Annotated in this window: 29 protein-coding genes; 1 reads left to right on the top strand and 28 read right to left on the bottom strand. The window is 42.3% G+C overall.

What is annotated here, in order from left to right; translation table 11 throughout:
* The 21 genes from ETB99_RS00005 to ETB99_RS00105 all read right to left on the bottom strand — a co-directional run.
* Positions 1-421: DUF6444 domain-containing protein (locus ETB99_RS00005; protein ID WP_253263511.1), on the bottom strand; the 421-nt coding region annotated here is incomplete at its 3' end.
* Between the two features lie 158 nt (positions 422-579).
* Positions 580-1,899, bottom strand: a complete 1,320-nt coding sequence (gene lysA, locus ETB99_RS00010) for a diaminopimelate decarboxylase (RefSeq protein WP_129000975.1) — start codon at positions 1,897-1,899, stop codon at positions 580-582.
* A gap of 68 nt (positions 1,900-1,967) precedes the next feature.
* A complete protein-coding gene (locus ETB99_RS00015) occupies positions 1,968-3,437 on the bottom strand; it encodes a spore germination protein (RefSeq protein ID WP_077428667.1) in 1,470 nt (489 codons plus the stop codon).
* Complete coding sequence (gene spoVAEA, locus ETB99_RS00020) at positions 3,394-3,996, bottom strand: stage V sporulation protein SpoVABEA (protein ID WP_077428668.1); 603 nt, start codon at positions 3,994-3,996, stop codon at positions 3,394-3,396. The genes ETB99_RS00015 and spoVAEA overlap by 44 nt, the downstream gene beginning before the upstream one ends.
* Entirely contained in the window at positions 3,993-4,310 is a 318-nt protein-coding gene (locus tag ETB99_RS00025) for a SpoVA/SpoVAEb family sporulation membrane protein (protein ID WP_129000479.1), read from the bottom strand. The genes spoVAEA and ETB99_RS00025 overlap by 4 nt, the downstream gene beginning before the upstream one ends.
* 2 nt (positions 4,311-4,312) lie before the next feature.
* The gene (gene spoVAD / locus ETB99_RS00030; RefSeq protein ID WP_077428669.1) at positions 4,313-5,320 is read right to left on the bottom strand and encodes a stage V sporulation protein AD; all 1,008 of its coding nucleotides are present in this window, start codon (positions 5,318-5,320) and stop codon (positions 4,313-4,315) included.
* An 11-nt stretch (positions 5,321-5,331) separates the two neighbouring features.
* Entirely contained in the window at positions 5,332-5,676 is a 345-nt protein-coding gene (locus ETB99_RS00035; RefSeq protein WP_077428670.1) for a SpoVA/SpoVAEb family sporulation membrane protein, read from the bottom strand.
* Positions 5,677-5,686: 10 nt separating this feature from the next.
* The gene (locus ETB99_RS00040; RefSeq protein WP_171699724.1) at positions 5,687-6,106 is read right to left on the bottom strand and encodes a stage V sporulation protein AB; all 420 of its coding nucleotides are present in this window, start codon (positions 6,104-6,106) and stop codon (positions 5,687-5,689) included.
* Positions 6,096-6,716: a stage V sporulation protein AA gene (locus ETB99_RS00045; RefSeq protein ID WP_077428671.1), complete on the bottom strand. Its 621-nt coding sequence runs from the start codon at positions 6,714-6,716 to the stop codon at positions 6,096-6,098. Before ETB99_RS00045 ends, ETB99_RS00040 begins: the two co-directional genes overlap by 11 nt.
* Before the next feature lie 78 nt (positions 6,717-6,794).
* Entirely contained in the window at positions 6,795-7,532 is a 738-nt protein-coding gene (gene sigF / locus ETB99_RS00050) for an RNA polymerase sporulation sigma factor SigF (protein ID WP_004889712.1), read from the bottom strand.
* Between the two features lie 13 nt (positions 7,533-7,545).
* On the bottom strand, positions 7,546-7,986 hold the full coding sequence (gene spoIIAB / locus ETB99_RS00055) for an anti-sigma F factor (protein ID WP_004889709.1): 441 nt from the start codon (positions 7,984-7,986) through the stop codon (positions 7,546-7,548).
* A complete protein-coding gene (gene spoIIAA, locus ETB99_RS00060) occupies positions 7,987-8,337 on the bottom strand; it encodes an anti-sigma F factor antagonist (protein WP_035018571.1) in 351 nt (116 codons plus the stop codon). It lies immediately after the preceding gene.
* 100 nt (positions 8,338-8,437) lie between these two features.
* The gene (locus tag ETB99_RS00065) at positions 8,438-9,595 is read right to left on the bottom strand and encodes a D-alanyl-D-alanine carboxypeptidase family protein (RefSeq protein WP_171699630.1); all 1,158 of its coding nucleotides are present in this window, start codon (positions 9,593-9,595) and stop codon (positions 8,438-8,440) included.
* 89 nt (positions 9,596-9,684) lie between these two features.
* Entirely contained in the window at positions 9,685-10,986 is a 1,302-nt protein-coding gene (locus tag ETB99_RS00070) for a pyrimidine-nucleoside phosphorylase (protein ID WP_171699631.1), read from the bottom strand.
* Between the two features lie 18 nt (positions 10,987-11,004).
* A complete protein-coding gene (locus ETB99_RS00075) occupies positions 11,005-11,829 on the bottom strand; it encodes a purine-nucleoside phosphorylase (protein ID WP_077428675.1) in 825 nt (274 codons plus the stop codon).
* 13 nt (positions 11,830-11,842) lie between these two features.
* A complete protein-coding gene (gene deoB, locus ETB99_RS00080; protein ID WP_077428676.1) occupies positions 11,843-13,024 on the bottom strand; it encodes a phosphopentomutase in 1,182 nt (393 codons plus the stop codon).
* 156 nt (positions 13,025-13,180) lie between these two features.
* The gene (gene xerD / locus ETB99_RS00085) at positions 13,181-14,077 is read right to left on the bottom strand and encodes a site-specific tyrosine recombinase XerD (protein ID WP_171699632.1); all 897 of its coding nucleotides are present in this window, start codon (positions 14,075-14,077) and stop codon (positions 13,181-13,183) included.
* Positions 14,078-14,084: 7 nt separating this feature from the next.
* A complete protein-coding gene (locus ETB99_RS00090) occupies positions 14,085-14,297 on the bottom strand; it encodes a YqzK family protein (protein ID WP_077428677.1) in 213 nt (70 codons plus the stop codon).
* Positions 14,298-14,393: 96 nt separating this feature from the next.
* Entirely contained in the window at positions 14,394-14,846 is a 453-nt protein-coding gene (fur, locus tag ETB99_RS00095; protein WP_004889697.1) for a ferric iron uptake transcriptional regulator, read from the bottom strand.
* A gap of 104 nt (positions 14,847-14,950) precedes the next feature.
* Positions 14,951-15,595: a stage II sporulation protein M gene (gene spoIIM / locus ETB99_RS00100; RefSeq protein ID WP_004889696.1), complete on the bottom strand. Its 645-nt coding sequence runs from the start codon at positions 15,593-15,595 to the stop codon at positions 14,951-14,953.
* Positions 15,596-15,678: 83 nt separating this feature from the next.
* Positions 15,679-16,218 carry an NUDIX hydrolase gene (locus tag ETB99_RS00105; protein WP_006318175.1) on the bottom strand — a complete coding sequence of 180 codons (540 nt, stop codon included), beginning with the start codon at positions 16,216-16,218 and terminating at the stop codon, positions 15,679-15,681.
* Between the two features lie 98 nt (positions 16,219-16,316).
* On the opposite strand from ETB99_RS00105, the gene ETB99_RS00110 reads away from it, so the two are divergent.
* Positions 16,317-17,231: an aldo/keto reductase gene (locus ETB99_RS00110; RefSeq protein WP_077428678.1), complete on the top strand. Its 915-nt coding sequence runs from the start codon at positions 16,317-16,319 to the stop codon at positions 17,229-17,231.
* A gap of 19 nt (positions 17,232-17,250) precedes the next feature.
* Here ETB99_RS00110 and ETB99_RS00115 read toward each other — a convergent pair whose 3' ends face one another.
* From ETB99_RS00115 to ETB99_RS00145, 7 genes are all read right to left on the bottom strand, one after another.
* Positions 17,251-17,451 carry a DUF3886 domain-containing protein gene (locus ETB99_RS00115; RefSeq protein ID WP_006318172.1) on the bottom strand — a complete coding sequence of 67 codons (201 nt, stop codon included), beginning with the start codon at positions 17,449-17,451 and terminating at the stop codon, positions 17,251-17,253.
* Positions 17,452-17,640: 189 nt separating this feature from the next.
* On the bottom strand, positions 17,641-17,880 hold the full coding sequence (locus tag ETB99_RS00120) for a YqkC family protein (RefSeq protein WP_009373834.1): 240 nt from the start codon (positions 17,878-17,880) through the stop codon (positions 17,641-17,643).
* A 109-nt stretch (positions 17,881-17,989) separates the two neighbouring features.
* On the bottom strand, positions 17,990-18,673 hold the full coding sequence (gene narI / locus ETB99_RS00125) for a respiratory nitrate reductase subunit gamma (protein WP_171699633.1): 684 nt from the start codon (positions 18,671-18,673) through the stop codon (positions 17,990-17,992).
* Positions 18,674-19,225 carry a nitrate reductase molybdenum cofactor assembly chaperone gene (gene narJ / locus ETB99_RS00130; RefSeq protein ID WP_077428680.1) on the bottom strand — a complete coding sequence of 184 codons (552 nt, stop codon included), beginning with the start codon at positions 19,223-19,225 and terminating at the stop codon, positions 18,674-18,676. It lies immediately after the preceding gene.
* A gap of 15 nt (positions 19,226-19,240) precedes the next feature.
* The gene (narH, locus tag ETB99_RS00135; RefSeq protein ID WP_077428681.1) at positions 19,241-20,716 is read right to left on the bottom strand and encodes a nitrate reductase subunit beta; all 1,476 of its coding nucleotides are present in this window, start codon (positions 20,714-20,716) and stop codon (positions 19,241-19,243) included.
* Positions 20,706-24,389, bottom strand: coding sequence for a nitrate reductase subunit alpha (locus ETB99_RS00140; RefSeq protein ID WP_171699634.1), 3,684 nt, complete (start codon positions 24,387-24,389; stop codon positions 20,706-20,708). Before ETB99_RS00140 ends, narH begins: the two co-directional genes overlap by 11 nt.
* A gap of 140 nt (positions 24,390-24,529) precedes the next feature.
* On the bottom strand, positions 24,530-25,057 hold the full coding sequence (locus tag ETB99_RS00145; RefSeq protein ID WP_171699635.1) for a hemerythrin domain-containing protein: 528 nt from the start codon (positions 25,055-25,057) through the stop codon (positions 24,530-24,532).
* Positions 25,058-25,082 lie beyond the last annotated feature (25 nt).

Genomic DNA, 25,082 nt, shown 5'->3' on the forward strand with positions numbered 1-25,082 from the left:
CATCAAACACTTGACGGACATCGACTTTGAACGGTTTGACGTCGCGCAAAGAAACCCCACATCCTTGACACGTATGCACACGGTGGACGACACGATGATGTGGATGTTCCACTTGACGGAGCGTCGTTCCTTGATGTCCTTCTTGTCCGCCTGGCTTGTTGCCAGATGGTTGACGAGAAGAACGTGTGTTGGCAAAACGGTCAGAAGATGGGGGCAAATGGCTATTGGAGCTGTTTTTTTTCGTGCGTGCTTCCAGCTCTTGAACACGGTACTTCAGTTGTTCATTTTCTTTGCGTAGCTGTTTGTTTTCTTTCAACAGTTGCTCAATGACTTGTTGTTGGTGAGTAATGAGCTGCTTTTGCTGTTGGACTTTGCTGATTAAGCTTTCAACTGTAAATACAGCTTGTTGTACCGTCAACATGCGATTCACCTCCTTGTCTATCAATATTCACATCATAGACAGGAAAAGCAAAAAATATTCAGCTCACTTTATGATGTGGCTGAATAGTTACCGCGGAGCATTTGGAGCATAACGCCTACCTATGCATAAACGAGCAATAACCGAGGTGAAGACCTCGGTTATTTTTTTACTTTCGTCTTAAGTGGCAAATCGAGTCTAATTAAATCTTCATACGTTTCACGCTTCACAACAAGCTGTGCTTCACCGTCTTCAACAAATACGACCGCCGGACGCGGAATGCGATTGTAGTTATTTGCCATCGCATAGCCGTAAGCTCCCGTACAAAAAACAGCTAAATAATCGCCCGGTTGCGCTTTCGGAAGCGGTAAATCCCAAATGAGCATATCGCCTGACTCACAACATTTCCCTGCAATCGCCACGACTTCTTCACAATGGTCATGCATCCGATTCGCTAGCACTGCTTCATATTTCGCTTCATATAGCGCAGGTCGAATGTTGTCGCTCATTCCCCCATCTACCGCAACATATTGACGAACGTTTGGCACCTCTTTACGCGAGCCAATCGTATAAATCGTTGTTCCAGCATCACCGACAAGCGAACGCCCCGGCTCAATCCAAATTTCTGGGAATGGTAAATGAAATGAGGCTACGTTCCGTTTCACTTCTTCAATAATTTGTTCGACGTACTGTTCCGGTGCGAGCGGATCATCTTCTTTCGTGTACCGAATGCCAAAACCGCCGCCAAGATTGACAACTTGCGCAGTGAAATGATGCGTATCACGCCATATAGCAAGCTTTTCAAATAATTTTTTCGTCGCAAGAACAAAACCTGTCGCATCAAAAATTTGCGAACCGATATGACAATGAATGCCAAGCACATGAATATAGGAAGAAGCGAGCGCACGCTGTAACGCTTCATCTGCTTGTCCGTTATGCAAATCAAATCCAAATTTTGAATCTTCTTGCCCTGTTAAAATATAGTCGTGCGTATGGGCCTCAATGCCTGGTGTGACACGTAATAAAATTGGCATCGTATATTTATGAGTGCGACAAAGTTGTTGCAACATCTCTAACTCATAAAAATTATCGACGACAACACAACCGATTTTTGCTTCAATCGCCATTTGTAACTCTTCTTCGCTTTTATTGTTGCCGTGAAAATGAATGCGTTCGACCGGAAATCCAGCAGCTAACGCGGTGTACAGCTCACCGCCCGAGACGACATCGAGAGATAATCCTTCTTGTTCCATTAATTGCACGATCGCTATTGTCGAAAACGCTTTGCTTGCATACGCGACTTGCGCACGTACACGATGTTTATCAAACATACGCTTAAACGCCCGAGCACGCTCGCGAATAAGGGCAACATCATAAATGTAGAGTGGGGTTCCGTATAGATGAGCTAAGTCAATCGTATCTACGCCGCCAATTTCTAAATGACCCCGTTCGTTTATTCCCATCGTTCCGTGCATAATTATACATCCTCCTGATGATTCCGAAATAATTAAAGAAAACGTACCATAAATTTTGGTACGTTTCAACCTTTTTATGTCGATTGTTTTTGTTTATTTTGCGGATGTACGATGCTTGGGCGAATCGATGAACCAGCCACAGATCGTCGTACAATAATTTGCATAAATGCCCCGGGATCAAAGGGAATAAACGGCCATAAATATGGAGTATTCAACGAGCGAATGTTCGCAAGGAAAAGTAAAAACCCCGTAACGCCAATCATAAATCCTGGGACGCCAAACAACGCAATGACCACTAAAAATAAAAGACGGAAAATTTTATTTGCAATGCTTAGTTCATAGCTCGGTGTCGCAAAAGAACCGATCGCAGCAATAGACACATATAAAATCACTTCCGGCACAAACAGCCCGACGTCAATAGCGATTTGTCCAATTAACGCCGCCGCAATTAAGCCCATCGCTGTCGATAGTGGTGTTGGCGTATGGATTGCAGCCATACGCAAAAACTCAATACCAATATCAGCAATGAGAAGTTGCACAAAAATCGAGATATTTGTTTTTTCATTCGGACCGATATATGATAATTTTTCTGGCAATAACGAAGGGTCAAGGACAAATACAAACCAAAGCGGGAGTAAGAAAAGTGAAGCAAAGATGCCTAAAAACCGCACCCATCGTACAAACGTTCCTACAGCTGGCGATTGCCGATATTCTTCCGCATGTTGAACGTGATGGAAATACGTCGTTGGTGTAATAATAACGCTTGGCGACGTATCAACCATAATAATCACATGCCCTTCTAACAAATGAGTCGCTGCGACGTCAGGTCTTTCTGTATAACGAACGAGCGGATACGGGTTGTATCCTTGTTTCACTAAAAATTCTTCAATTGTTTTATCTGCCATCGTTAACCCATCAATTTTAATTTCGTTTAATTCCTTCTTAATGAGTTCAACAAGCCCCGGATCGGCGACATCTTGAATATAGGCGATACAAATGTCCGTTTTTGAACGCTCACCCACTTGCATCATCTCAAAGCGAAGCCGTTCATCACGAATGCGTCGGCGAGTGAGTGCTGTATTGACGACAATATTTTCTACATACCCATCGCGCGCCCCGCGCACCACTTTTTCTGTATCTGGTTCCTCAGGCGAACGTCCTGGATAACTGCGGACATCAACAGCAAACGCTTTCGTCTCTCCATCAATAAACAATAAAATTAAACCCGTCAACAAAAAGTCGACCGCCTCATCTAAACTTTTTACTGGATTCACTTGTTGATGAACGAGACGGTTTTCAATAATTTCAGGCAACTTTACTGATTGTCTCTCGTGATCGTTCACTTGAACAAGCATTTCAAGTAACTCGATAATATATTGTGTATCACAAAGACCGTTACAATAATATAAATGAACATCTGTTTTTAAAATGTTTAGTTTACGGACACCTAAATCGAAGCTCGTGCCAACCCCGATCGCATCTTTGAAAAATTGCTCGTTTTCATTCAACTTCGGGGAAATCGGTGTGTAACTTTCTGGTTTCATCACGTTTACTCCTTTCAAGAATATATTCAATCGCTTTGCGTGTAATCGGGCAACCGTGGCGAATATCATCACGACGTCTCATTTTTCCAATATCTCCAATTCCGACAACAATCGGGATAGATAATTCATCTAAACAATATACTGTATCACCATTCACTCGACCGAATTCCCACTCAGCAATTCCTTCTTTATCGACACCGTATGTTGTGAAGTTCCCATCATAATCGATGCAAATATTTACTTTCGTCCACTCTTGATTGTTCGTATCAGACGCCACCGCTATCGCTCCGAGCACATCAATTTGTTCATGTGTTGCAACATAGCGAAGCGCTTGTTCTCCCGCCCCTTCACCGATAATGCCACTATCATCAAACATAACAAAAACAGGGTCATACGGCGTCTGCAAAATAAGTTCAACAAGCTGTTTTCCTGTCAACCGCGATGGGTTGCCTTGCGATTGGCTAATGCAACGAGCACCAAGTTTTTTCGCTAACCATTCAAGGGCACGTTGCACATGTTGATCTCCGTCTGTCACTAAAATAACTTTCCTTTTTTTCATTTCATCCGTCCTCTCGGCTTACAAACAACAGCGGTCACCCAAGCTATAGCGATCGGAAAAGAAAGAAAAAAAACGATATTTGTAAAGTCCCCTGTTTTCACCGCTTGTATACAAGAAGCACCAACGTGAACAAGCGTCATCTCGATCCCCGCATGCGCCAGTGATTGCATAGGGTCGTATAAACTTGTCGCTTCGAGCGCCACGCCAATAAGCAAAAATATTGTCACTAGGCGAGTGAGTGGCCATTTTATAAGCAATAATTGCCCGATAAGCGATAACATACCGCCAATGATAAATGCGTATACGTACTCCATCTTCACGTCACCGCTTCAATCGCAATCGCATGAGCGATCGCCGGAATCGTTTGATTTTGCTTCATCATCGTACTATTAAATAATGCTCCTGTCGCAACAACGAGCATCGTCTTTATTTTTCTCTCTCTCATTTTCTCAAGAAAATAACTGTACGTTACAACAGCACAACATGCACATCCGCTTCCACCTGCAAATGCTTGTTGTTCCGTATCGTAAATAAGCACACCACAGTCATCGTATCTCTCACTTAAGTTCATGCCTGCATCATAGCATAACGACTTTAATTCACTACTCCCAACTTTTCCTAAATCCCCTGTGATAATCACATCATACGCTTCGATCGAAAGCCCACAGTCTATCAAATGTTGCCTAATCGTTGCAAATGCTGCTGGTGCCATCGCTCGTCCCATATCGAGCGGATCCGTCACACCGCTATCGATCACGCGTCCGATCGTTGCCGTGCGAATCCGAAATGGCGAACGTGTCGTACTTAATAGCGCTGCTGCTCCTCCTGTTACAGTCCACGATGCGCTTTCCCCCTTTTGGACGCCAATTGTCGTCGGGAAACGAAATTGACGTTCCGCTGCACCATAGTGACTGCTTGTTGCAACTAGCACACGGTGGGCAAATGCACCATCAATGAACGTACTAGCCACAAGCATGGCTTCCGTCATCGTTGAACAAGCGCTAAATACTCCTAAAAATGGAATATGTAATTCACTTGCAACATAATTCGCGGTGACCGTTTGATTCAGTAAATCCCCTGCGATAAATAAATCGACATCGTGCGCTTGTACTTTTCCTTTCGTTAAACAAATCATAATCGCTTCTTTCATAAGTCGCCGTTCCGCGAGCTCCCAACTTTGTTCACCGCAATATAAATCGTCGTAAGCACGATCAAATGATGAGCCGAGCGGACCTTCACGCTCTTTCGGTCCAACGACGGTGCCGCTCGATTCGATGTAAATGTTTTTCTCAAATACAATCGTTTGCTCTCCTATTTTTTTCATCGAACCCCCCCTTACAAAAACAACGCTGCAACGTATGATGCGACAACTAATGTGACAAGGACACTCCCGCCAACAGAAAGCATATGTTCTGCTACTCCCTCATTGCGATACTCAAGAGCGCTAGCACTCCATATGTTTGCTAGACTCATCATCGGTACAATCATTCCCGCCCCTGCAAATTGTGTCAATCGGCGATAAAATCGGATTGGCGTAAATATCGCAGCACATACCATCAACGTCCCGTTCATCCAGCGAACGGCTTCCGCTTCACCCATATGAAACAATATGATGTACATATCGCGAAGCGCTTGGGCAACGACCGCAATGAATCCACCGACTAAAAAAGCTTTCAACATACGCCTCCTCCTAGCGATCAACGAAATATATCCAATGGAAAAGAGATACTGCGACTTTACCAAACACCATCGCCATGAGTAACATGACAATTTGTTCATCGATACCAAGCCGTTTTGCTAAAATCGGAAACACATTTAACACTTCCGTTAATGCCGCAGCAAGCATACCGACGAACACACCGCTCAATAAACCAATGACACTTGTCACAATTGGCGGAAAAGAAAGCAACGGATCGCGCAAGCTAACCCAGCTACTTACAACCGCACCAAGTACAACACCCCATTCATACGTCGCAATCCATTTCATCGTTTTTGTGAGTTGGGTCAAGCGTGGAATAACACCGAGAACAGTTAAAAATGCAACAAAACCAGAACCGACAGCTAGCCCTCCTGCCAATCCAACAAAAGCTACAACAAACTCACGAATCATCATCCATTCGCCTCATCGCCTCTTTATTTTCATGCATAATGACATATTGATCGAGCGATTGTTGGTATTGAAACATCTCAACTTCAAGCGGGCTCGGTTCTTCGTTAATTCGCTTTTTAAAAAAGTGATTAAAAAATAAAATCATGCCAAGTCCAAGCCCGAGCGAATACGGAATTTGAAACCATAACGGTTTTTCTACTTCTTTCCCTGTAATTACCCGATACAGCCGTTGTTGTACTTGCTGCATGCTCACATCTTCGTGAAAGTTCATAATCGCAAGACCGGAGCCAATGAATAGAAGAAGCCATACGATCGGGACGTACAAATACCCCCATCGCTTTTTCTCACAAACGACTTCAACGATCGTTTGCGACGGTCCAAGTGATTGAATATCGTCTTGAGGAACAACGTTCATTAACGCTTTCATCACATGCATCACATCGATAATGACAATGTTGCGATCTTTTTTCTGCACCGTATAAATAGGAGTTTGTACAATATCATCGATTCGTTTTGTTGCGACAACTTGTGCCACATCCCCTACCCGAATCGTTGCATTCGGCTTCACTTGAATACGATGACGCATTTTCAAAAAAATCGTTTCTTTCATACTGACACCTTGCCTCCATCGTTGTACTAGTAGTATGAGATATGATCGTTATGTATATGCATGAAAGCCCGAACGGACTTATTCATCCATTCGGGCTTTCATTTGTTGCAATATTTTCTTCTCTAAACGAGACACTTGTACTTGAGAGATGCCTAATCTAGCTGCCACTTCTGATTGGGTTTGGTCTTTATAATAGCGCAAGTAGACGATGAGTCGCTCTCGTTCATCTAGCTCTTCCATTGCCTTTTTTAATGCGATTTTGTCAAACCAAACGTCTTGCTCGTCCGCAATTTGATCAAGCAACGTAATCGGATCACCGTCGTTTTCGTACACCGTTTCATGAATGGACGTCGGTGAACGAACAGCTTCTTGAGCTAGCACAACATCCTCGGGTGAAATTTGCAAAAACTGTGCAATTTCATTCACCGTTGGGACGCGACCGTTTTGTTTCGACAATTCGTCTTTTGCCTTTCTAATTTTATTGCCAATTTCTTTTAATGAACGGCTCACTTTGACGGACCCATCATCGCGAATGAATCGTTGAATTTCCCCAAGAATCATCGGTACCGCATACGTTGAAAATTTGACGTCGTAAGATAAATCAAATTTATCGACCGATTTCATTAAACCGATGCAACCGATTTGAAACAAATCTTCAGGCTCGTATCCGCGGTTTAAAAACCGCTGCACAACCGACCAAACAAGCCGCATATTTTTTTCAATAATCTCATCGCGCGCTTGCTGGTCACCTTGCTGGCTCCTCCGAATCAATTCTTTGATCTCATGGTCTTTGACAGCTTGTACCTCGACATCCATAGGCACGTCTCCCTTAATTACATAGCGCTTTGCTTTTCGTTAAATGCTTAATCAGCTCCACCGTTGTTCCTTCATTCACTTTTGAGTAAATGTTTACTTCATCCATGAAATTTTCCATAATCGTAAACCCCATGCCAGAACGCTCGAGCTCTGGCTTTGTCGTAAATAACGGCTGTCGCGCTTCTTCCACATTTTCAATCCCTTTTCCGTGGTCGCGAATCGTTAAATGAACCGTATGTCCTTCAATGATGACAGAAATGTAGACAACGCCGCTTGGATCATTTTCGTAGCCGTGAATAATCGCATTTGTTACAGCTTCGGATACGACTGTTTTAATTTCGGTTAACTCATCGAGCGTCGGATCGAGTTGCGCAACAAACGCTGCAACCGTCACACGAGCAAACGATTCATTTTGGCTGAGGGCGGAAAACTGAAGGTGCATTTCATTTCTCATTTACGCCACCCCCAACGTTTGTAATGCGTACTGTTCATTCACTTCTAAACGAATAATTTTAAACAGCCCTGACATATCAAATAAACGCTTAATGGAAGGAGAAACGGAACAAACAACCATCTCCCCACCCATGCGTTGTATTTGTTTATATCTTCCTAAAATAACACCTAATCCTGAACTATCCATAAACGTTAACTCATTTAAGTTTAAAACGATTGCTTTTATTCGTTCTCGTTCTAATACATCCGTAATTTCTGCACGCAACTGTTCTGCTGTATGATGATCGAGCTCTCCAGCTAATCGTACGAGCAATACATGTTGTTTCACTTCTAATTGAATCGATAAACTCACGATCATTTCCTCCTTATCCTCTTGGGTTAAGGAAGAATTCGATTTGTTTATGCGTCAATCCTTCTTCCCGACAAAACTAGTCGCCATTCGCCCTGTTTCGTCAAGATGTGCGCGAGAATGAGTTAAACATTCGTTTAAACAACTCCCACATATTTGCTTCTTCCACTTGCTCTTTTGCTACTAAAGGACTTTTGGCAATCACCGCTCCATCTTTTTTCACAACGAGCGTACCGAGCACATCTCCTTTTTTTACGGGAGCTTTCGCTTTTTTATTCAACTTCCATGTCGTTTTTACTGCTTCAGATTTTTCCCCTTTTTTCAACAAAACAGAAATGGGCTCAGACGTCACAACGGCGACCGACTTTTTCTTTCCTTTACTGACAGGAAGCATGGCGATCGTTTCGCCTTTTTTATAAAGCGGTTTCGTTTCGTAATGACTAAACGCATAATCTAACATTTTTGTAATTTGTGCGTTTCTTGCCTTTGGTGTTGGCGCTCCAAACACAACAGCAATAACGCGCATATTCCCTTTTTTCGCTGTCGCGGTTAGACAGTATTTTGCTTCGCTCGTATAACCTGTTTTCAACCCGTCAACACCCGGATAAAATTTGACAAGTCGATTTGTATTGACGAGCCAAAACTTTTTGTCCGTATTTTCTCGTAAATAATCTTCATACGTACCTGTGTATTTTGTAATTAAATCATATTTCAATAGTTCCTTTGCCATCACCGCCATATCGTACGCAGTGCTATAATGATTTTTCGCTGGTAAACCTGTCGTATTTTCAAATGCCGTATGTTTTAAACCAAGTTGCCTTGCTTTTTCGTTCATCATATGGACGAACGCTTCTTCTGATCCTGCAATTCGTTCCGCTAACGCAACGGACGCATCATTGCCCGATCCGATCGCAATACCTTTTAACAAATCGTCAACCGTCATTTCTTCTCCTGGTTCAAGAAAAATTTGCGAACCACCCATCGATGCAGCGTATTCACTTGCCCGCACTCGCTCGTCTATCTTCAACTTTCCTTGATCAATCGCTTCCATAATGAGAAGCATTGTCATAATTTTCGTCATGCTCGCTGGTGGAAGCGGCTCATGGGCATTTTTTTCATACAAAACAGCCCCTGTGTCTCTCTCAATTAAAATTGCTGATCGCGCCTCAGGTGCTAATTCAATTTTCGGCTGTTCCGCGCGCACAACGACGCTTGGAAGAAAAAGAAACGCGATAGCAAACATGCAAAAAAATCGCTTCATCTCCAACCCTCCATTTCTTTATACTTGCCATCCTTTCCATTTTTTATTTTTTTATACATAAAAAAACCTGAAGGAATGAATCCTTCAGGTTACGAAATTTTATCGTAAATTAATGTTGGTGCTTGCACAGGAGTTGCTGAAATGCGAATGTTTTCATATAGTTTTTGTTTTACATCATCAATTTGTTCGCGATTGCTGTAAATTGTAACGAGCGATTCACCTTTTTTCACCGCATCGCCGACTTTTTTGCGAAGCACGAGACCGACAGCTAAATCGATCGTTGATTCTTTCGTCGCTCGCCCTGCACCAAGCCACATCGCCGCCGTTCCGACCGCATCCGCGACAATTTCGGATACGTATCCATCTTCTTTCGCTTCTAGTTCAATAATATATTTTGCTTGCGGCAATTTGCTTGGGTCATCGACAACAGATGCATCGCCACCTTGTGCAGCTAAGAACGTTTTAAATGTTTGAAGGGCTGAACCGTCTTTCATCGCTTTTTCTAACATATGACGAGCTTCTTCAAGCGAAGATGCTTTTTCCGCTAAATATACCATGTGGCTACCAAGCACTAAGCACAGCTCTTGTAAATCTTCTGGACCTTCTCCTTTTAACGTATCAATCGCTTCTTTCACTTCAAGCGCATTTCCGATCGCATAACCGAGCGGCTGGCTCATATCAGAAATAATTGCCATCGTTTTACGCCCAACCCGATTTCCGATATCGACCATCGCTTTCGCTAATGCTTTTGCATCGTTTAAATCTTTCATAAACGCGCCCGCACCTGTTTTTACGTCAAGTACGATCGCATCTGCCCCTGCGGCAATTTTTTTGCTCATAATCGATGAGGCAATTAACGGAATGCTATTGACCGTTGCCGTCACATCACGAAGCGCATACAACTTTTTGTCCGCTGGCGTCAAATTACCAGACTGACCGACAACGGCAATTTTATTTTTATTCACAAGATCGATAAATTCATCGTTCGTAATTTCAACGTGAAAACCTGGCACCGATTCTAGTTTATCGATCGTGCCACCCGTATGTCCAAGGCCGCGCCCCGACATTTTCGCAACCGGAACACCGACAGAAGCAACAAGCGGACCTAAAACGAGAGTCGTCGTATCGCCTACCCCACCTGTTGAATGTTTATCAACTTTAATCCCTTCGATTTTCGAAAGATCAATCGTATCGCCCGAATGCACCATCGCCATCGTCAATTCCGCTGTCTCTTCTTCATTCATGCCGCGGAAAAAAATCGCCATCGCTAATGCGCTCATTTGATAATCAGGAATATCGCCTTTTGTGTAACCTTCAATAATAAACTGAATTTCTTCTTTCGTTAACGCATGACCATCACGTTTTTTCTCAATTAAATCGACCATTCTCATCGTCGTTCACCTTCTCGTTTAATTTTTCGCCATGTTGCGTACGATCGCCTTCACAAATCGTAAAAAGTCGGCTTTTACTTTTTCCGTCGTTTCGATTACTTCATCATGTGTGAGTGGCTGATCTAAAATACCTGCAGCCATATTCGAAATACACGAAATACCGAGCACTTCCATTCCAGCATGGCGAGCAACGATCACTTCAGGCACCGTTGACATACCAACAGCATCGCCACCCATGACACGAATCATACGAATTTCTGCCGGCGTTTCATACGCTGGACCCGTATTAGCGACATACACGCCTTCGCGCACACGTAAACCGATGTCGTTTGCTACATCTTTGGCAAGTTGACGAAGTCGTTTACTATATGCTTCCGACATGTCTGGGAAGCGCACCCCAAGTGCAGAATCATTCGGACCGATAAGCGGATTGCCGCCCATGTTATTAATATGATCTGAAATAATCATTAAATCGCCCGGTTCAAACGATTCATTTACACCACCTGCCGCGTTCGTAACAACGAGCTGTTCGACGCCGAGTGCCTTCATGACACGGACCGGAAACGTGACTTTATCAAAGCTGTATCCTTCGTAATAATGGAAGCGCCCTTGCATAACGACAACTGTTGCCCCTTCTAACTGACCGTATACGAGCTGACCGGCATGCCCTTCAACCGTCGATACAGGGAAATTCGGAATGTCGCTGTACGGAATTTTAATGGCTTGTTCAATTTCATCCGCCAACACACCTAAGCCAGAGCCAAGAATTAAGCCGATTTGCGGTGAAGTTGGAAACTTTTCTTTTAAAAATTGTGCCGCTTGTTCAATAGCTGCTCGATTCATTTGTTCACGCTCCTTATTTCAACTCTTGTAAAAAACTTGTTCCGTATTTTGGCATCTTCACACCGAAGTTTTCTGCAATCGTTGCACCTACATCTGCAAACGTTTCACGCAATGGAAGTTGTTTACCTCCGTTCATGCTTGGGCTATACACAAGAAGCGGTACGTATTCGCGCGTATGATCTGTGCCGTGATGAACAGGGTCGTTTCCATGGTCTGCTGTAATGATTAATAAATCGTCTTCTTTTAAACGTTCAAACACTTCCGGCAAACGTGCATCGAACTCTTCTAACGCATCACCATATCCCTTCGGGTCGCGACGGTGACCGTATAGTGCATCAAAATCAACAAGATTCAAAAAGCTGAGTCCTGTAAAGTTCATTTGTAACGTATCAACTAATTTGTCCATTCCGTCCATGTTTGATTTTGTGCGCAACGTTTGTGTCACACCTTCGTTATCGTAAATGTCAGCAATTTTTCCGATCGCAATGACATCGTACCCAGCATCTTGCAGTTCGTTCATCACTGTCCGTCCGAACGGTTTTAACGCATAATCGTGACGATTCGCTGTCCGTTGGAAGCTTCCTGGCTTCCCGATAAATGGACGAGCAATGACGCGACCGACCATATATTTTTCATCAAGCGTCAATTCACGCGCAATTTTACAAATGCGATATAGTTCTTCTAATGGAATGACTTCTTCATGCGCTGCAATTTGTAACACTGAATCAGCTGACGTATATACAATAAGCGCACCTGTTTCCATATGTTCAGGGCCGAGCTCATCAATAATCGCTGTGCCACTTGCTGGTTTATTGCCGATCACTTTTCTTCCTGTTCGTTTTTCTAATTCCTCAATTAACTCGTTTGGAAATCCGTCAGGAAATACTTGAAACGGTGTATCGATACGAAGACCCATTAACTCCCAATGACCTGTCATCGTATCTTTTCCCGCGGACGCTTCTTGCATTTTCGTAAAATACGCGAGCGGCTTCTCTGCTTTTGGAATCCCTTCGATTTCGCGAATGTTGCTTAAGCCTAACTTCGCCATGTTCGGCATATGCAAACCTCCGCGATGTTGTGCAATATGCCCAAGCGTATCCGCGCCTTTATCGTTATATTTTTCAGCATCTGGCGCTTCGCCAATTCCAACTGAATCCATCACAATTAAAAATACACGTTTATATGTAGGTTTCACCGTTTTACCTCCTCAATCGCTTCACTCATTTCATAGCATGCTCACTATGAAACAAAATCACGCATTGTTCCTATTTGTCAGAAGTCTGACAACTAAATTATAAAACGTTTTCATAATGAATTGCAATAAAAAAACTGTGACAAATTATCGTCACAGTTACGCTCGTGGATGAAACTGTTTGTATACATCTTTTAAACGCGTTTTCGTTACGTGCGTATAAATTTGCGTTGTAGAAATATCCGCATGTCCGAGCATTTCTTGTACGGCGCGCAAATCGGCCCCATTTTCTAATAAATGAGTCGCAAACGAATGGCGCAACGTATGAGGAGTTAATTGTTTTTGAATATTCGCTTCTTGAGCGAGTCGCTTTAAAATTTTCCAGCATCCTTGTCGTGTTAAACGCTCACCATGATGATTTAAAAACAACGCGTCTGTCGTGCCCTTTTTTCTTTGTAACAGTTCTGGTCGACCTTGCTCTATATACCGCTTTAATGCTTCTGTCGCCATTTTCCCGATTGGAACGATGCGCTCTTTTCGACCTTTTCCGTAACAACGAATGAATCCCATCGTCAAATGAACGTCAGATATGTTCAATTGAATGAGCTCGCTTACACGAATACCTGTCGCATATAAAAGTTCTAACATCGCCTTATCGCGAATGCTAAACGGTGTGTTTTGTTTCGGTGCCTCGAGTAAAGCCTCAACTTCCGCCATCGATAACACGTTAGGCAATTTTCGTGGCAGTTGCGGCGTCTCGATATGAACGGTCGGATCTTGATCAACCGCTTTTTCACGCAATAAAAATTGATGAAACGATCGAACAGATGCTAGATGACGGGCAATCGTTTTCGGCGAGCTTCCTTTTTCTTTTAAAAACTTTAAAAATTGCATAATATGAAAACGGGTTACATCGTTCCAATGACATATTTGTTCGACTTTTTGTAAATATTGAACGTATTTTTTTAAGTCACGCTCATATGATACGATCGTGTTATGTGCTAAATTGCGCTCAACAATTAAATAATGAATAAAATCTTTTACTTGATCTTCCACGCGCACCCTACTCCCCGTTTTGATAGAAAAGCAATAGCCGATCGAGCCAATGTGTTTCTTGCTGCTCCATTGTCGATACTTTCACTGCTGATCCCATCGGCTCATCGTAGCGACGATAATAGTTATATTCTTCACTCATCCATACAATACTATAATAAAATAAAATCGTACATCCCGTAAATAAAAGAAAAACCTTTAATACATCCACGATTGTTCTCATGGCATACCCCCGTTAACTGTCATATAGTAAGAGGATATGCCTGTTTCATTGCATTTTATACATAAGTGAAAAAACCTTTTCATAGCCGAAAAGGTTTTACTGCTCCTCATGCTTATCTTGACAACGATGACAGATGCCGTGAAACGTCAAGCGGTGATCTTTAATTTTAAAATTCCAATCTCGTTCCACAATCGCCTCGACATCTTCTAATAAATCTTCTTGAATTTCATCGACCGCGCCACATTCAATGCACACTAAATGATGGTGAAAGTGCGCCGCACCTTCTTTACGAAGATCGTAGCGGGAAACGCCATCCCCGAAGTTAATTTTATCGACAATTTTCAACTCTGTTAATAACTCCAACGTGCGATATACAGTAGCTAACCCAATCTCAGGCGCTTTTTCTTTCACGAGGAGGTAAACATCTTCCGCGCTTAAATGATCTTCTTCATGTTCGAGCAACACCCGTACTGTCGCTTCACGTTGCGGCGTTAATTTATAGCTTGCTGCATGCAGTTGTTTTTTTATTCGGTCAAGCCGACTTTCCATTTCCTTTCCCTCCCTCGTTACTCATTCTCATTATAACAAAAGAAAGGAACGTGTCAAAATAAAATGATTACAAATTGATAAATAAAATGATTATTAAATAATAATTATTTTTCTATCCATTGCACAACTTCTTTCATGAGCAACGGGGATACATATGCCTCAAGAGAAGAGGCTAACGCTAAAGCGATACTAAACGATAACATAACAAACGTATAGCGAAGCATCGCACGAAAAATTGGTTCATGTGTTCGCTTCACAAATTGGTGACGAATCATTTTTAAAGAAAATGAAATGGATACAGCCGCCATCACAATAAAGATCGGAACGAGAATGATATTTTGCGGAACGACAGATACGAAAGCTAGCAAAAATCCGTTCCAACCCATTTGGCTGACTAAAAACCCAACTGTAAATCCAACAACGAGGCCTTTTAAAAATAATAAAATTAAAATAAGTGGTAGCCCCACAAGCGACATAGCTAAAATCCACATCAAGCCGATATATTTCAAATTTTGCAAAAAACTTTCTTTCCATACATCATGTGCACTCGCCATGTTTCCTGCAGAAACTTGTCCAAAAAAATTCGTTAAATAATAATATAAATCTTCTTTTTGGCTAAAGCTTAAGCTATTGACGACAATAGCACCAAAAATAATGCCCATCACAAAAAGAACGACGGTGAATACATATGTCGTATAATGTTCTTGTACGTGTTGCCCCCATGTTGTCGTCCATGATCGTTTTCTCATCGCCCCATCCCCCTACACGCTCTGTTACTACATTGTATGGGAAAAGGGGCGTGATATGACAAAAAGCGGTCGCGATGACCGCTTTACATATGCAATTGCCAATATAAAAGAGCGTAAATCGTTTTTGCATCGTAAATTTGTTTGTCTTCAACCATTTTCAACGCTTCTTCTAACGTGACTTCGAGTACATCCACAAACTCGTCGTCATCGAGCATTTGCTTTTCGCTTTTTTTCGTCAGTCCTTTCGCAAGGAATATATGTACTAACTCATCTGCAAACCCAGGCGATGTGTAAAAAGAGTGAAGCGGCTCCATTTTTTCACATACATATCCTGTTTCTTCTTCTAGCTCACGCTTGGCCGTTTCAAGCGGTGCCTCCCCTTTCTCGAGCTTCCCTGCTGGAATTTCCACCAGCACCCGCTCTAGCGCTTTTCGATATTGACGAACGAGCACGATTTTATTTTCTTCCGTTATCGCAAGTACCGCAACTGCTCCAGGATGCTTGACAATTTCACGCTTGCTCGTTTCTCCATTTGGCAATAATACATCTTCAACATACACATCAATCACTTTTCCGGAAAAAATACGCTGTTGATTCATCGTTTTTTCATATAAATGATCCATTATTTCACCACCATGTCATCGTTTCATATCGATTGTACTACATCTACGAAGACAAATGGAAAACTTATTCGTTATAATGTTAAAAAAGGAGGGAGCACATGAAAAAACGGAAACTCGGACATTCGAACTTATATGTAAGTGAAATTGGCTTCGGTTGCATGTCGCTTGGAACTTCGGAGGGCGAAGCGATTCGCATCATTCATGAAGCGATCGACAAAGGGGTCAACTACTTCGATACAGCCGATTTATATGATCGTGGAGTGAATGAAGAAATCGTTGGAAAAGCGTTAAAAGGAAAGCGCCACGATGTCATCATTGCAACAAAAGTAGGAAATCGTTGGACAGAACAAGGAAGCCGTTGGACGTGGGACCCGTCAAAAGCATACATAAAAGAAGCTGTGAAACATAGCTTGCGACGATTACAAACCGATTATATTGATGTATATCAATTACATGGTGGGACAATTGATGATCCGATTGATGAAACAATTGAGGCGTTTGAGGAATTGCAACAAGAAGGCGTGATTCGTTATTACGGCATTTCCTCCATGCGCCCAAACGTCATTCGCGAATACGTCAAACGCTCGCGCATCGTTTCTGTTATGATGCCATATAGTTTGCTCGATCGCCGTGCTGAAGAATGGTTTCCGCTTTTGAAACAACATCACATTAGCGTCATTGCACGCGGGCCGCTAGCGAAAGGATTATTGACTGAACGTCCACTTGACCAAGCAAGCGAAGAAATAAAACAAAACGGCTATGTCGATTATTTATTCGATGAATTAGTCACACTTATTCCAAAACTAAAAGCCGTTGCTCCAAATGAAACCCTAACGGCGATTGCTCTTCGTTTTTGTTTAGCGCACGAAGTCGTCGCAACAGTTGTTCCAGGCGCAAGCCGATTGACACAGCTCATCGAAAACGTCGCTGCTCAATCAGTCACATTGAGCGATGAACAAGTGGCTTTATTAAAACAGCTAACAAAACAAACGATATTCACCGATCATCGGTAACCGAGGGGGGCGCCCTCGGTTATTTGAATTTTCGCCAATCTAAGTCACTTTCTTCTAACCATTCGGCAAACGTTTTATTTTTTTCACGTTTACGAGCTTCTTCTTTACGCTTTGCTTCCTCTTCTTCTTTTCGCTTTTGTTCTTTTTCTTGTAGCTGCTTTTGTTTTTGTTTTAGCTGTTCGATCAATTGCTCATTTAATCGATCTTTTAGCATAAACATCCCCTTCTTTTTTCAAACTAACTGTGAACAACTATAAAGGAGTGAGCTCTCATGGCAACAAATAAAAGCCAAAAAGGAAAACCAACAGCCGATACCGTTCGTCCTGTGATCGCAAAGGAAGAATTAGAAAAAGCAATTCATCCGACGAAACGGCAAAACTCTCCACAATAAGAAGGGGGATTCGTCCCCCTATAAAATATCTGTAATATGTGGCATATGTTGCTCAATCCATGCAAGCGCTTCATCTAGTTGAACGAACGACTGTGTTTCGAACGTCATTTCATCTTGCAAAAGCCAAACGTCGCGTTCGTCGTTTGAAAATCCTGCAACGGACCAATGAAGTAAACTATACGGATGGTTGTTGTACAAAAACGACACCCATGTTTTTTCTTTTACGATTTTTCGGAGACGATTTACTTGATCGTTCACAACTATCACTCTTTCTATGTCATTTACATATACATCCTTATTTTAACTCAATGTCGGAAAATAAGAAAAGAGCTCTCGCAAAAGAGACCTCTTTTCATTATCGCTTCTTTCATTGTTGTTTCGGCATTCGACGACGATAAACAACGTAACTTCGGCTTAAATAACGAAACGGCATACTAAATATATGAACTAATCGCGTAAATGGCCAAACAACGAAAATACATAAAGCGGAGACGATATGAATTTTAAACCAAATCGGTACGCTTTCCATATACGTTGGATCAGCACGAAACGTTAAAACGGTGCGAAACCAAGGGCTGATCGTTGTGCGATAATCAAATTCATTAGCATTGACGTTCAGCGATGTAGAAGCAAAACCCGTTAACATGACGATCGCTAACAAAATGAGAACGAGCCAATCCGCTTTACTGGTTGTTAGGCGAATGCGTTTAACGGTTAAACGACGTTGAATAAGAATCGCTAAACCAACAATAGAAACAATCCCTGCCGGAAGCCCGAACGCAATCGCCATCGTATGATACGTATGTTCAGAAATGCCAATTGCATCATAGACCGATTTTGGAATAAGAATACCCATCACATGACCGATAAAAACGAAGACGATTCCCCAATGAAATAAAATACTTCCGAGTCGCAACGATTTTTTTTCAAGAAACTCGCTCGATTTTGTCGTCCAACCAAACTGATCGTGCTGATAGCGATAAATATGTCCGCCAATAAAAATCGTCAAAACGATGTAAGGGAAGTATCCCCAAAGGAATTGTTCGAGCAATTACGACACGCTCCCTTCCGCAAGTTTACGCACACCGATTTCTTCAAGTGCCATAAGTAACACATCGAATAAAATGGCGTAATAACTTTCAGCTGCAATGAGCTGTTCACGAATGTGAGATATATGATTGAAATATTTTTGCATGAGCGACTGAACATGAACACGTTCAGCTTGAGACGCAAATTCAAGCATAAGTGGCAAGTAGTCCGGCAATTCCCTCTCTGTTATGTCAAAACCCGCGGATTTGTACAGTTGCTTCAATTGTAACAATTCGATTCCACGTTCTCTTTGTTCGCCCGTGCTCATATATGTGACGTATAAATTTGTTTTTTTGCCAAAATCAAACGTATACACATATGTTTCAATCCATGACGTTTCATCCGTTTGTTTTACATAATCAATAAATTTTTGTATGTTTTGCACAATAGGGCGATGCGGAATTTGTTGACTAAACATTGCACAATCATCAAGTTGGTCACGCCATTGTCGATCTGGGTACGATAACAAATACGAAACGATTTCAAACACCGTTTGTACATGAGCATAATCCATTCAAATTCTCCCCCTTTATGATGAAATAGTGCCGCATGAACCTGGCCCCCCCATAAACGATAATCCACACGTGCCTTGTTCTGCATATAGTTCAGCGACTTGTTCGCGATGCGATGCTGGAATGACGAAACGGTCGTTGTATTTAGCAATCGCTAATAAACGGTACATTTCTTCAATATCTTCTCCGGTTAATCCTAACGACTGAACCATTTGTTCATTCGGTTGTTTATTTGTTTGTAGCGCACGCATATATAAACGCATCGCTGCCATTTTTTTCAGCACTATACGAATATGTGCTTGATCACCAGCCATTAATAAATGAGCTAAATATTCGATCGGAATGCGCATCTCATCAATCGCTGGGAAAATGTCGTATTCACTTGCTCTGCTTCCTTTTCCTTCAATCATATTTGTAATTGGGCTTAATGGTGGAATATACCATACCATTGGCAATGTTCGATATTCCGGATGTAACGGTAATGCGATTTTCCAATCAACGATCATTTTATAAATTGGTGATTGTTGTGCCGCCTCAATCCACGCTTGCGGAATGCCTTCTTCTTTCGCTTTCGCAATTACTTCTGGATCATGCGGATTTAAGAAAATCGATAGCTGTGCTTCATATAAATCTTTTTCATTCGTGACGCTCGCCGCTTCCTTTACTCGATCTGCGTCATATAACATAACGCCAAGGTAACGCACCCGTCCTACGCACGTTTCAGAACAAATTGTTGGCAATCCAGCTTCTAATCGTGGGAAACATAATGTACATTTTTCTGCTTTACTTGTTTGCCAGTTAAAATATACTTTTTTGTACGGGCAGCTTGATACACAATATCGCCAAGCACGGCAAGCGTTTTGGTCAACGAGAACGACACCATCCTCTTCGCGTTTATACATCGCCCCAGATGGACAGCTTGATACGCAAGGGGGATTCACACAATGCTCACAAATACGCGGCAAATACATCATAAACACTTGTTCAAATTCTGCTTGAATCGATTGTTCCATTTTTACTACGTTTGGATCTTCGAGCGCTGTAATGTGCGCTCCAGCTAAATCATCTTCCCAGTTTGGACCCCATTTTAACTCCATAAACTCGCCGGTTAATGCGGATTTTGGTCGAGCGACTGGCTGATGTTTCTTTTCAGGGCTATTTGTTAGTGTCTCGTAATCGTAATTCCACGGTTCATAATAATCATCAATCGTTGGCAAGTTCGGATTGTAAAATAAGTTGAGTAATCGGTTTACTTTCGAGCCGGACTTTAGTTGAAGCTCCCCGTTTTTCAACTCCCAACCGCCTTTGTATTTCTCTTGATCTTCCCATTTTTTCGGATAACCGATGCCAGGTTTTGTTTCTACGTTGTTAAAATACATATATTCGGCACCTGGACGATTCGTCCAGGTGTTTTTGCATGTGACGCTGCACGTATGGCAGCCAATACATTTGTCTAAATTCATTACCATGCCAATTTGCGCTTTAATCTTCAAGCCAATCAACCTCCTTCAACTTGCGAATAATGACGTTCAAGTCGCGTTGATTTCCTGTCGGTCCGTAATAGTTAAATCCATAGCTTAATTGCGCATAACCACCGATCATATGTGTCGGTTTGACGTGAATACGCGTCGGGCTGTTGTGCGTACCGCCCCGGTTGTTCGTTAACTTCGACCCTGGCACGTTAATGTGGCGATCTTGTGCATGATGCATAAATGCAATTCCTCTTGGAAGACGGTGCGAAACGACTGCACGCGCAACAACAACACCATTTCGGTTAAAACATTCGATCCAGTCATTGTCTTTGATTCCTGCTTCTTCTGCATCTTCTTTACTTAACCAAATCGTTGGACCGCCTCGGAATAGTGTTAACATCGGTTGTGAATCGAAATACATACTATGGACAGACCATTTATTGTGCGGCGTTAAATAATTGAGCGTAATCTCTTTTCCTTCTACATCCGGACGATTTTTTTGGAACGGTTTATGTTGCAAAATTGGCTTAAACGTTGCCATCGTTTCACCAAACTCTTGCATTAACTCATGATCAACATAAAACGATTGACGCCCTGTTAACGTCCGCCAAGGAATGAGTCGCTCAACATTTGTCGTAAATGGCGAGTAACGACGTCCTCCTTTTTCGGACCCGCTAAATGCCGGCGATGTAATAACTGTTTTTGGTTGCGCTGTAATTTGTTCAAATGTGAAACATTCTTCTTCCCGTTCTTCTGCTAAATCTTTTAGTTGTAAGTTCGTTTTCTTCTCAAGAGATTCCCATGCTTTTACCGCCACATGCCCATTTGTTGTTGATGAAAGCGTTAAAATGGCTTCAGCTACTTTTTTCGCATCGCTTATATCTGGACAGCCGTTCGCAACAGTGGCGCCTCGAACCGTTCCTAACACATGTTTTAATTTTTCATATTCTTCTTCTACCGACCACGTCATGCCTTTTACGCCAAAAGGTGCTTTGACAACGTTTGGACCGAGCGCTGTCATTTTTTCAAATATTTTTGTATAATCACGCTCAACAGCATGAATTTGCGGCATCGTTTTTCCTGGAATCGGTTCACATTCCCCTTTACTCCAATCTTTAATTTTTCCAAACGGTTGCGCTAACTCTTGTGGCGTATCGTGAAGAATCGGTGTCGCTACAACTTCTTTCACCGGCGCCATTCCTACTTCTTCCGCTACTTGTGACACGGCTTTCGCAAGTGATTTGAAAATTTCCCAATCCGATCGCGCTTCCCAAGGTACCGCAATCGCAGGATTAAATGGATGAATAAATGGATGCATATCTGTGCTACTTAAATCATGTTTCTCATACCATGTTGCTGCAGGTAATACCACATCAGAATATAAAGCTGTTCCAGCCATCCGAAAATCGAGGTTAATGAGCAAATCTAATTTTCCTTCTGGTGCTTCCTCACGCCACGTTATTTCTTGCGGACGAAGGCTATCTTTGTCATCGTTCATTAATCCGTGCGATGTACCAAGCAAATGTTTTAAAAAGTATTCATGTCCTTTTCCTGAACTTGAAATTAAGTTCGCACGCCACACGATTAAATTGCGAGGAAAGTTTTTCTCGTTATCTGGATCTTCAATCGCAAAGCGTAGCGTTTTCTCTTTTAACTGCTTCGCTATATATGCTCCAATGTCTTCGACTGTTTTTGCCCCTGATGCGACCGCTTCGTTGTAAAGATCGATTCCGTTTTTTTCGAAAGTTGGATAGGAAGGCAACCAACCTAAACGTACCGCAAGAACATTGTAATCAGCATAATGTTGATAACGTGCTTCTTTGGCAAGCGGTGATACGAGCTGTCCAACTGGTGTATCTTCATAACGCCATTGGTCTGTCACAAAATAGTAAAATGATGTTCCGTTTTGTAATTTCGGTGGCGCCTGCCAGTCACGCGCCATGGCAATCGTTTGCCATCCTTCTACCGGACGCAATTTTTCTTGACCAACATAATGCGCCCATCCTCCACCGTTCACCCCTTGCGCTCCAACGAATAAAACAAGGTTTAAAACAGCTCGATAAATTGTATCAGAGTTAAACCAATGATTAATTCCTGCACCGACAATAATCATGGAACGACCTTTTGTATCGATCGCATTTTGCGCAAACTCACGCGCAATTTGAATGACAAGATCCCGCTTTACACCTGTGATGTTTTCTTGCCATGCTGGCGTAAACGGAATAAGGTCATCGTATGTTTTCGCTACTTCACCACCGATCCCACGATCAACCCCATAGTTAGCAAGCACTAAATCATATACGGTCGTAACGTATAATTCTTCATGCTCCGTTTGTACGCGTTTTACAGGCACAGCACGTTTTAAAATTTTGTTTCCATCATGAGAAAAATACGGAATTTGTATAGTTACAACCTCGTCTTCTATGCCTAACATCGTCAGTCGCGGCTCGATCGCTTCCTCTGTTTCTTCGTCTACCATGTTTAAGTTCCATTTTCCTTTGTTTTCCCAGCGTGAACCAATTGTTCCATTCGGAATCGCAAAATCATTTGTTCGTTCATTCCAAAGCGCTGGTTTCCATTCCCCATTTGTCGTATTTCGACCAATATCAGACGCGTGTAGGAAACGATCAGCAACAAATTGCCCATCTTCTTTCTTTTTCAACGTAACTAAAAATGGAAAATCGGTGTATGTTTTCGCGTAGTTTGTAAAGTATTGTACTTGTCTATCTACATAAAACTCTTTTAAAATAACGTGCCCCATCGCCATCGCTAAAGCGCCGTCTGTCCCTTGTTTAACGCTCAACCATTCATCCGCGAACTTCGTCGATTCAGCAAAGTCTGGACTAATCGAGACGACTTTTGTTCCTTTGTATCGAACTTCTGCTAAAAAGTGAGCGTCTGGAGTACGCGTCATTGGAACGTTTGATCCCCATGTCATAATGTAACCAGCGTTATACCAGTCGCTACTTTCTGGAACGTCCGTTTGATCTCCCCAAATTTGTGGTGAAGCTGGTGGCAAGTCAGCGTACCAATCATAAAAGCTTAACATCGGTCCACCCATCAATGACATAAAGCGTGCACCTGCTGCATGGCTAACCATCGACATTGCGGGAATTGGAGAAAAACCAACGTTTCGATCTGGACCATATTTCATGACTGTATAAAGTAAAGAGGTGGCAACAAGTTTTAATACTTCATCCCACTCCGCACGAACAAATCCACCTTTTCCACGCGCCTGCTTATAACGCTTTGCTTTCTCCGGGTTTTCAACGATGCTTTTCCAAGCATCAATCGGATTTTTATGTTGCTGCAATGCTTCACGCCACATATTTAACAACACGCCACGAACGTATGGGTATTTGACACGAAGCGGGCTATAAATATACCAAGAAAAACTTGCCCCACGCGGACAGCCCCGCGGTTCAAAATCGGGCATATCCGGTCCTGTTGTTGGATAGTCGAGTTTTTGACCTTCCCATGTGACGATACCGTCTTTCACATAAATATCCCAACTACATGAACCTGTACAGTTTACGCCATGTGTTGAGCGTACGACCTTGTCATGTTGCCATCTTCTACGATATATTTGCTCCCAATCGCGATCTTGATATGTGACTTCACTATGCGCATCTGCATGACGTTCAATCGGTTTCACGTAGTTCAATCGTTTGAACAACGGTGACTTCTTTTTCACATCGCTCACTCCTCTTTGTATGAAATCCTTCTATCTTCACTATAAAACGGGACGTGATAAATAAATGTGAGGTACCTCACATGTTTTTTAATTGTCACAAATATGTCGAAATATATAAAAAAGGCCGACTAAATCATTAGTCAGCCTTCTATTTCGTTTATTTTTTTCGCAAGTTCTTCTTTTTCTTCAGATGATAATAGCTTTTCTGCCATCGGGAAAAGAACGCATTCTTCTTTCGTAAAATGATCGGTTAAAATCATATAAGCGTTCATCACATAGGAAGCGAGTTCTCTCGCCTCATGGATGTCAATCGTTTCCGTTTTCTTTAAGAACGTCGAGATGTTTTCTTTCGCTTCATGATGTTCATATTCCATCACCGCAATCGGTCCAGATTCTCTGCCGATGTATCGAACCATCATAGGGAAAAGAACATCTTCTTCGCGACGAGAATGAGGATCGAGCTCTTGCAAAAATTGCTGTACTTTTTCACGTAAACGAATAAGTGCTTGAACAACATCTTCCTCTTTACCATCGTAAATGCCTTTCGCTGCAACAAAAAGAGCATATTTTTCTTCATTTAATGGACCGTGTTCGTCTTTTAATCGTTGCAATGGCGGACATAATGAAACGGGTTCATGCCCAATGAGACTGCAAGGTGAAAAATCCATCGTCATCCCTCTTTTCTTCATGTGC

The sequence above is a fragment of the Anoxybacillus sp. CHMUD genome, from assembly GCF_013096965.1.
Classification (GTDB): domain Bacteria; phylum Bacillota; class Bacilli; order Bacillales; family Anoxybacillaceae; genus Anoxybacillus; species Anoxybacillus kestanbolensis_A.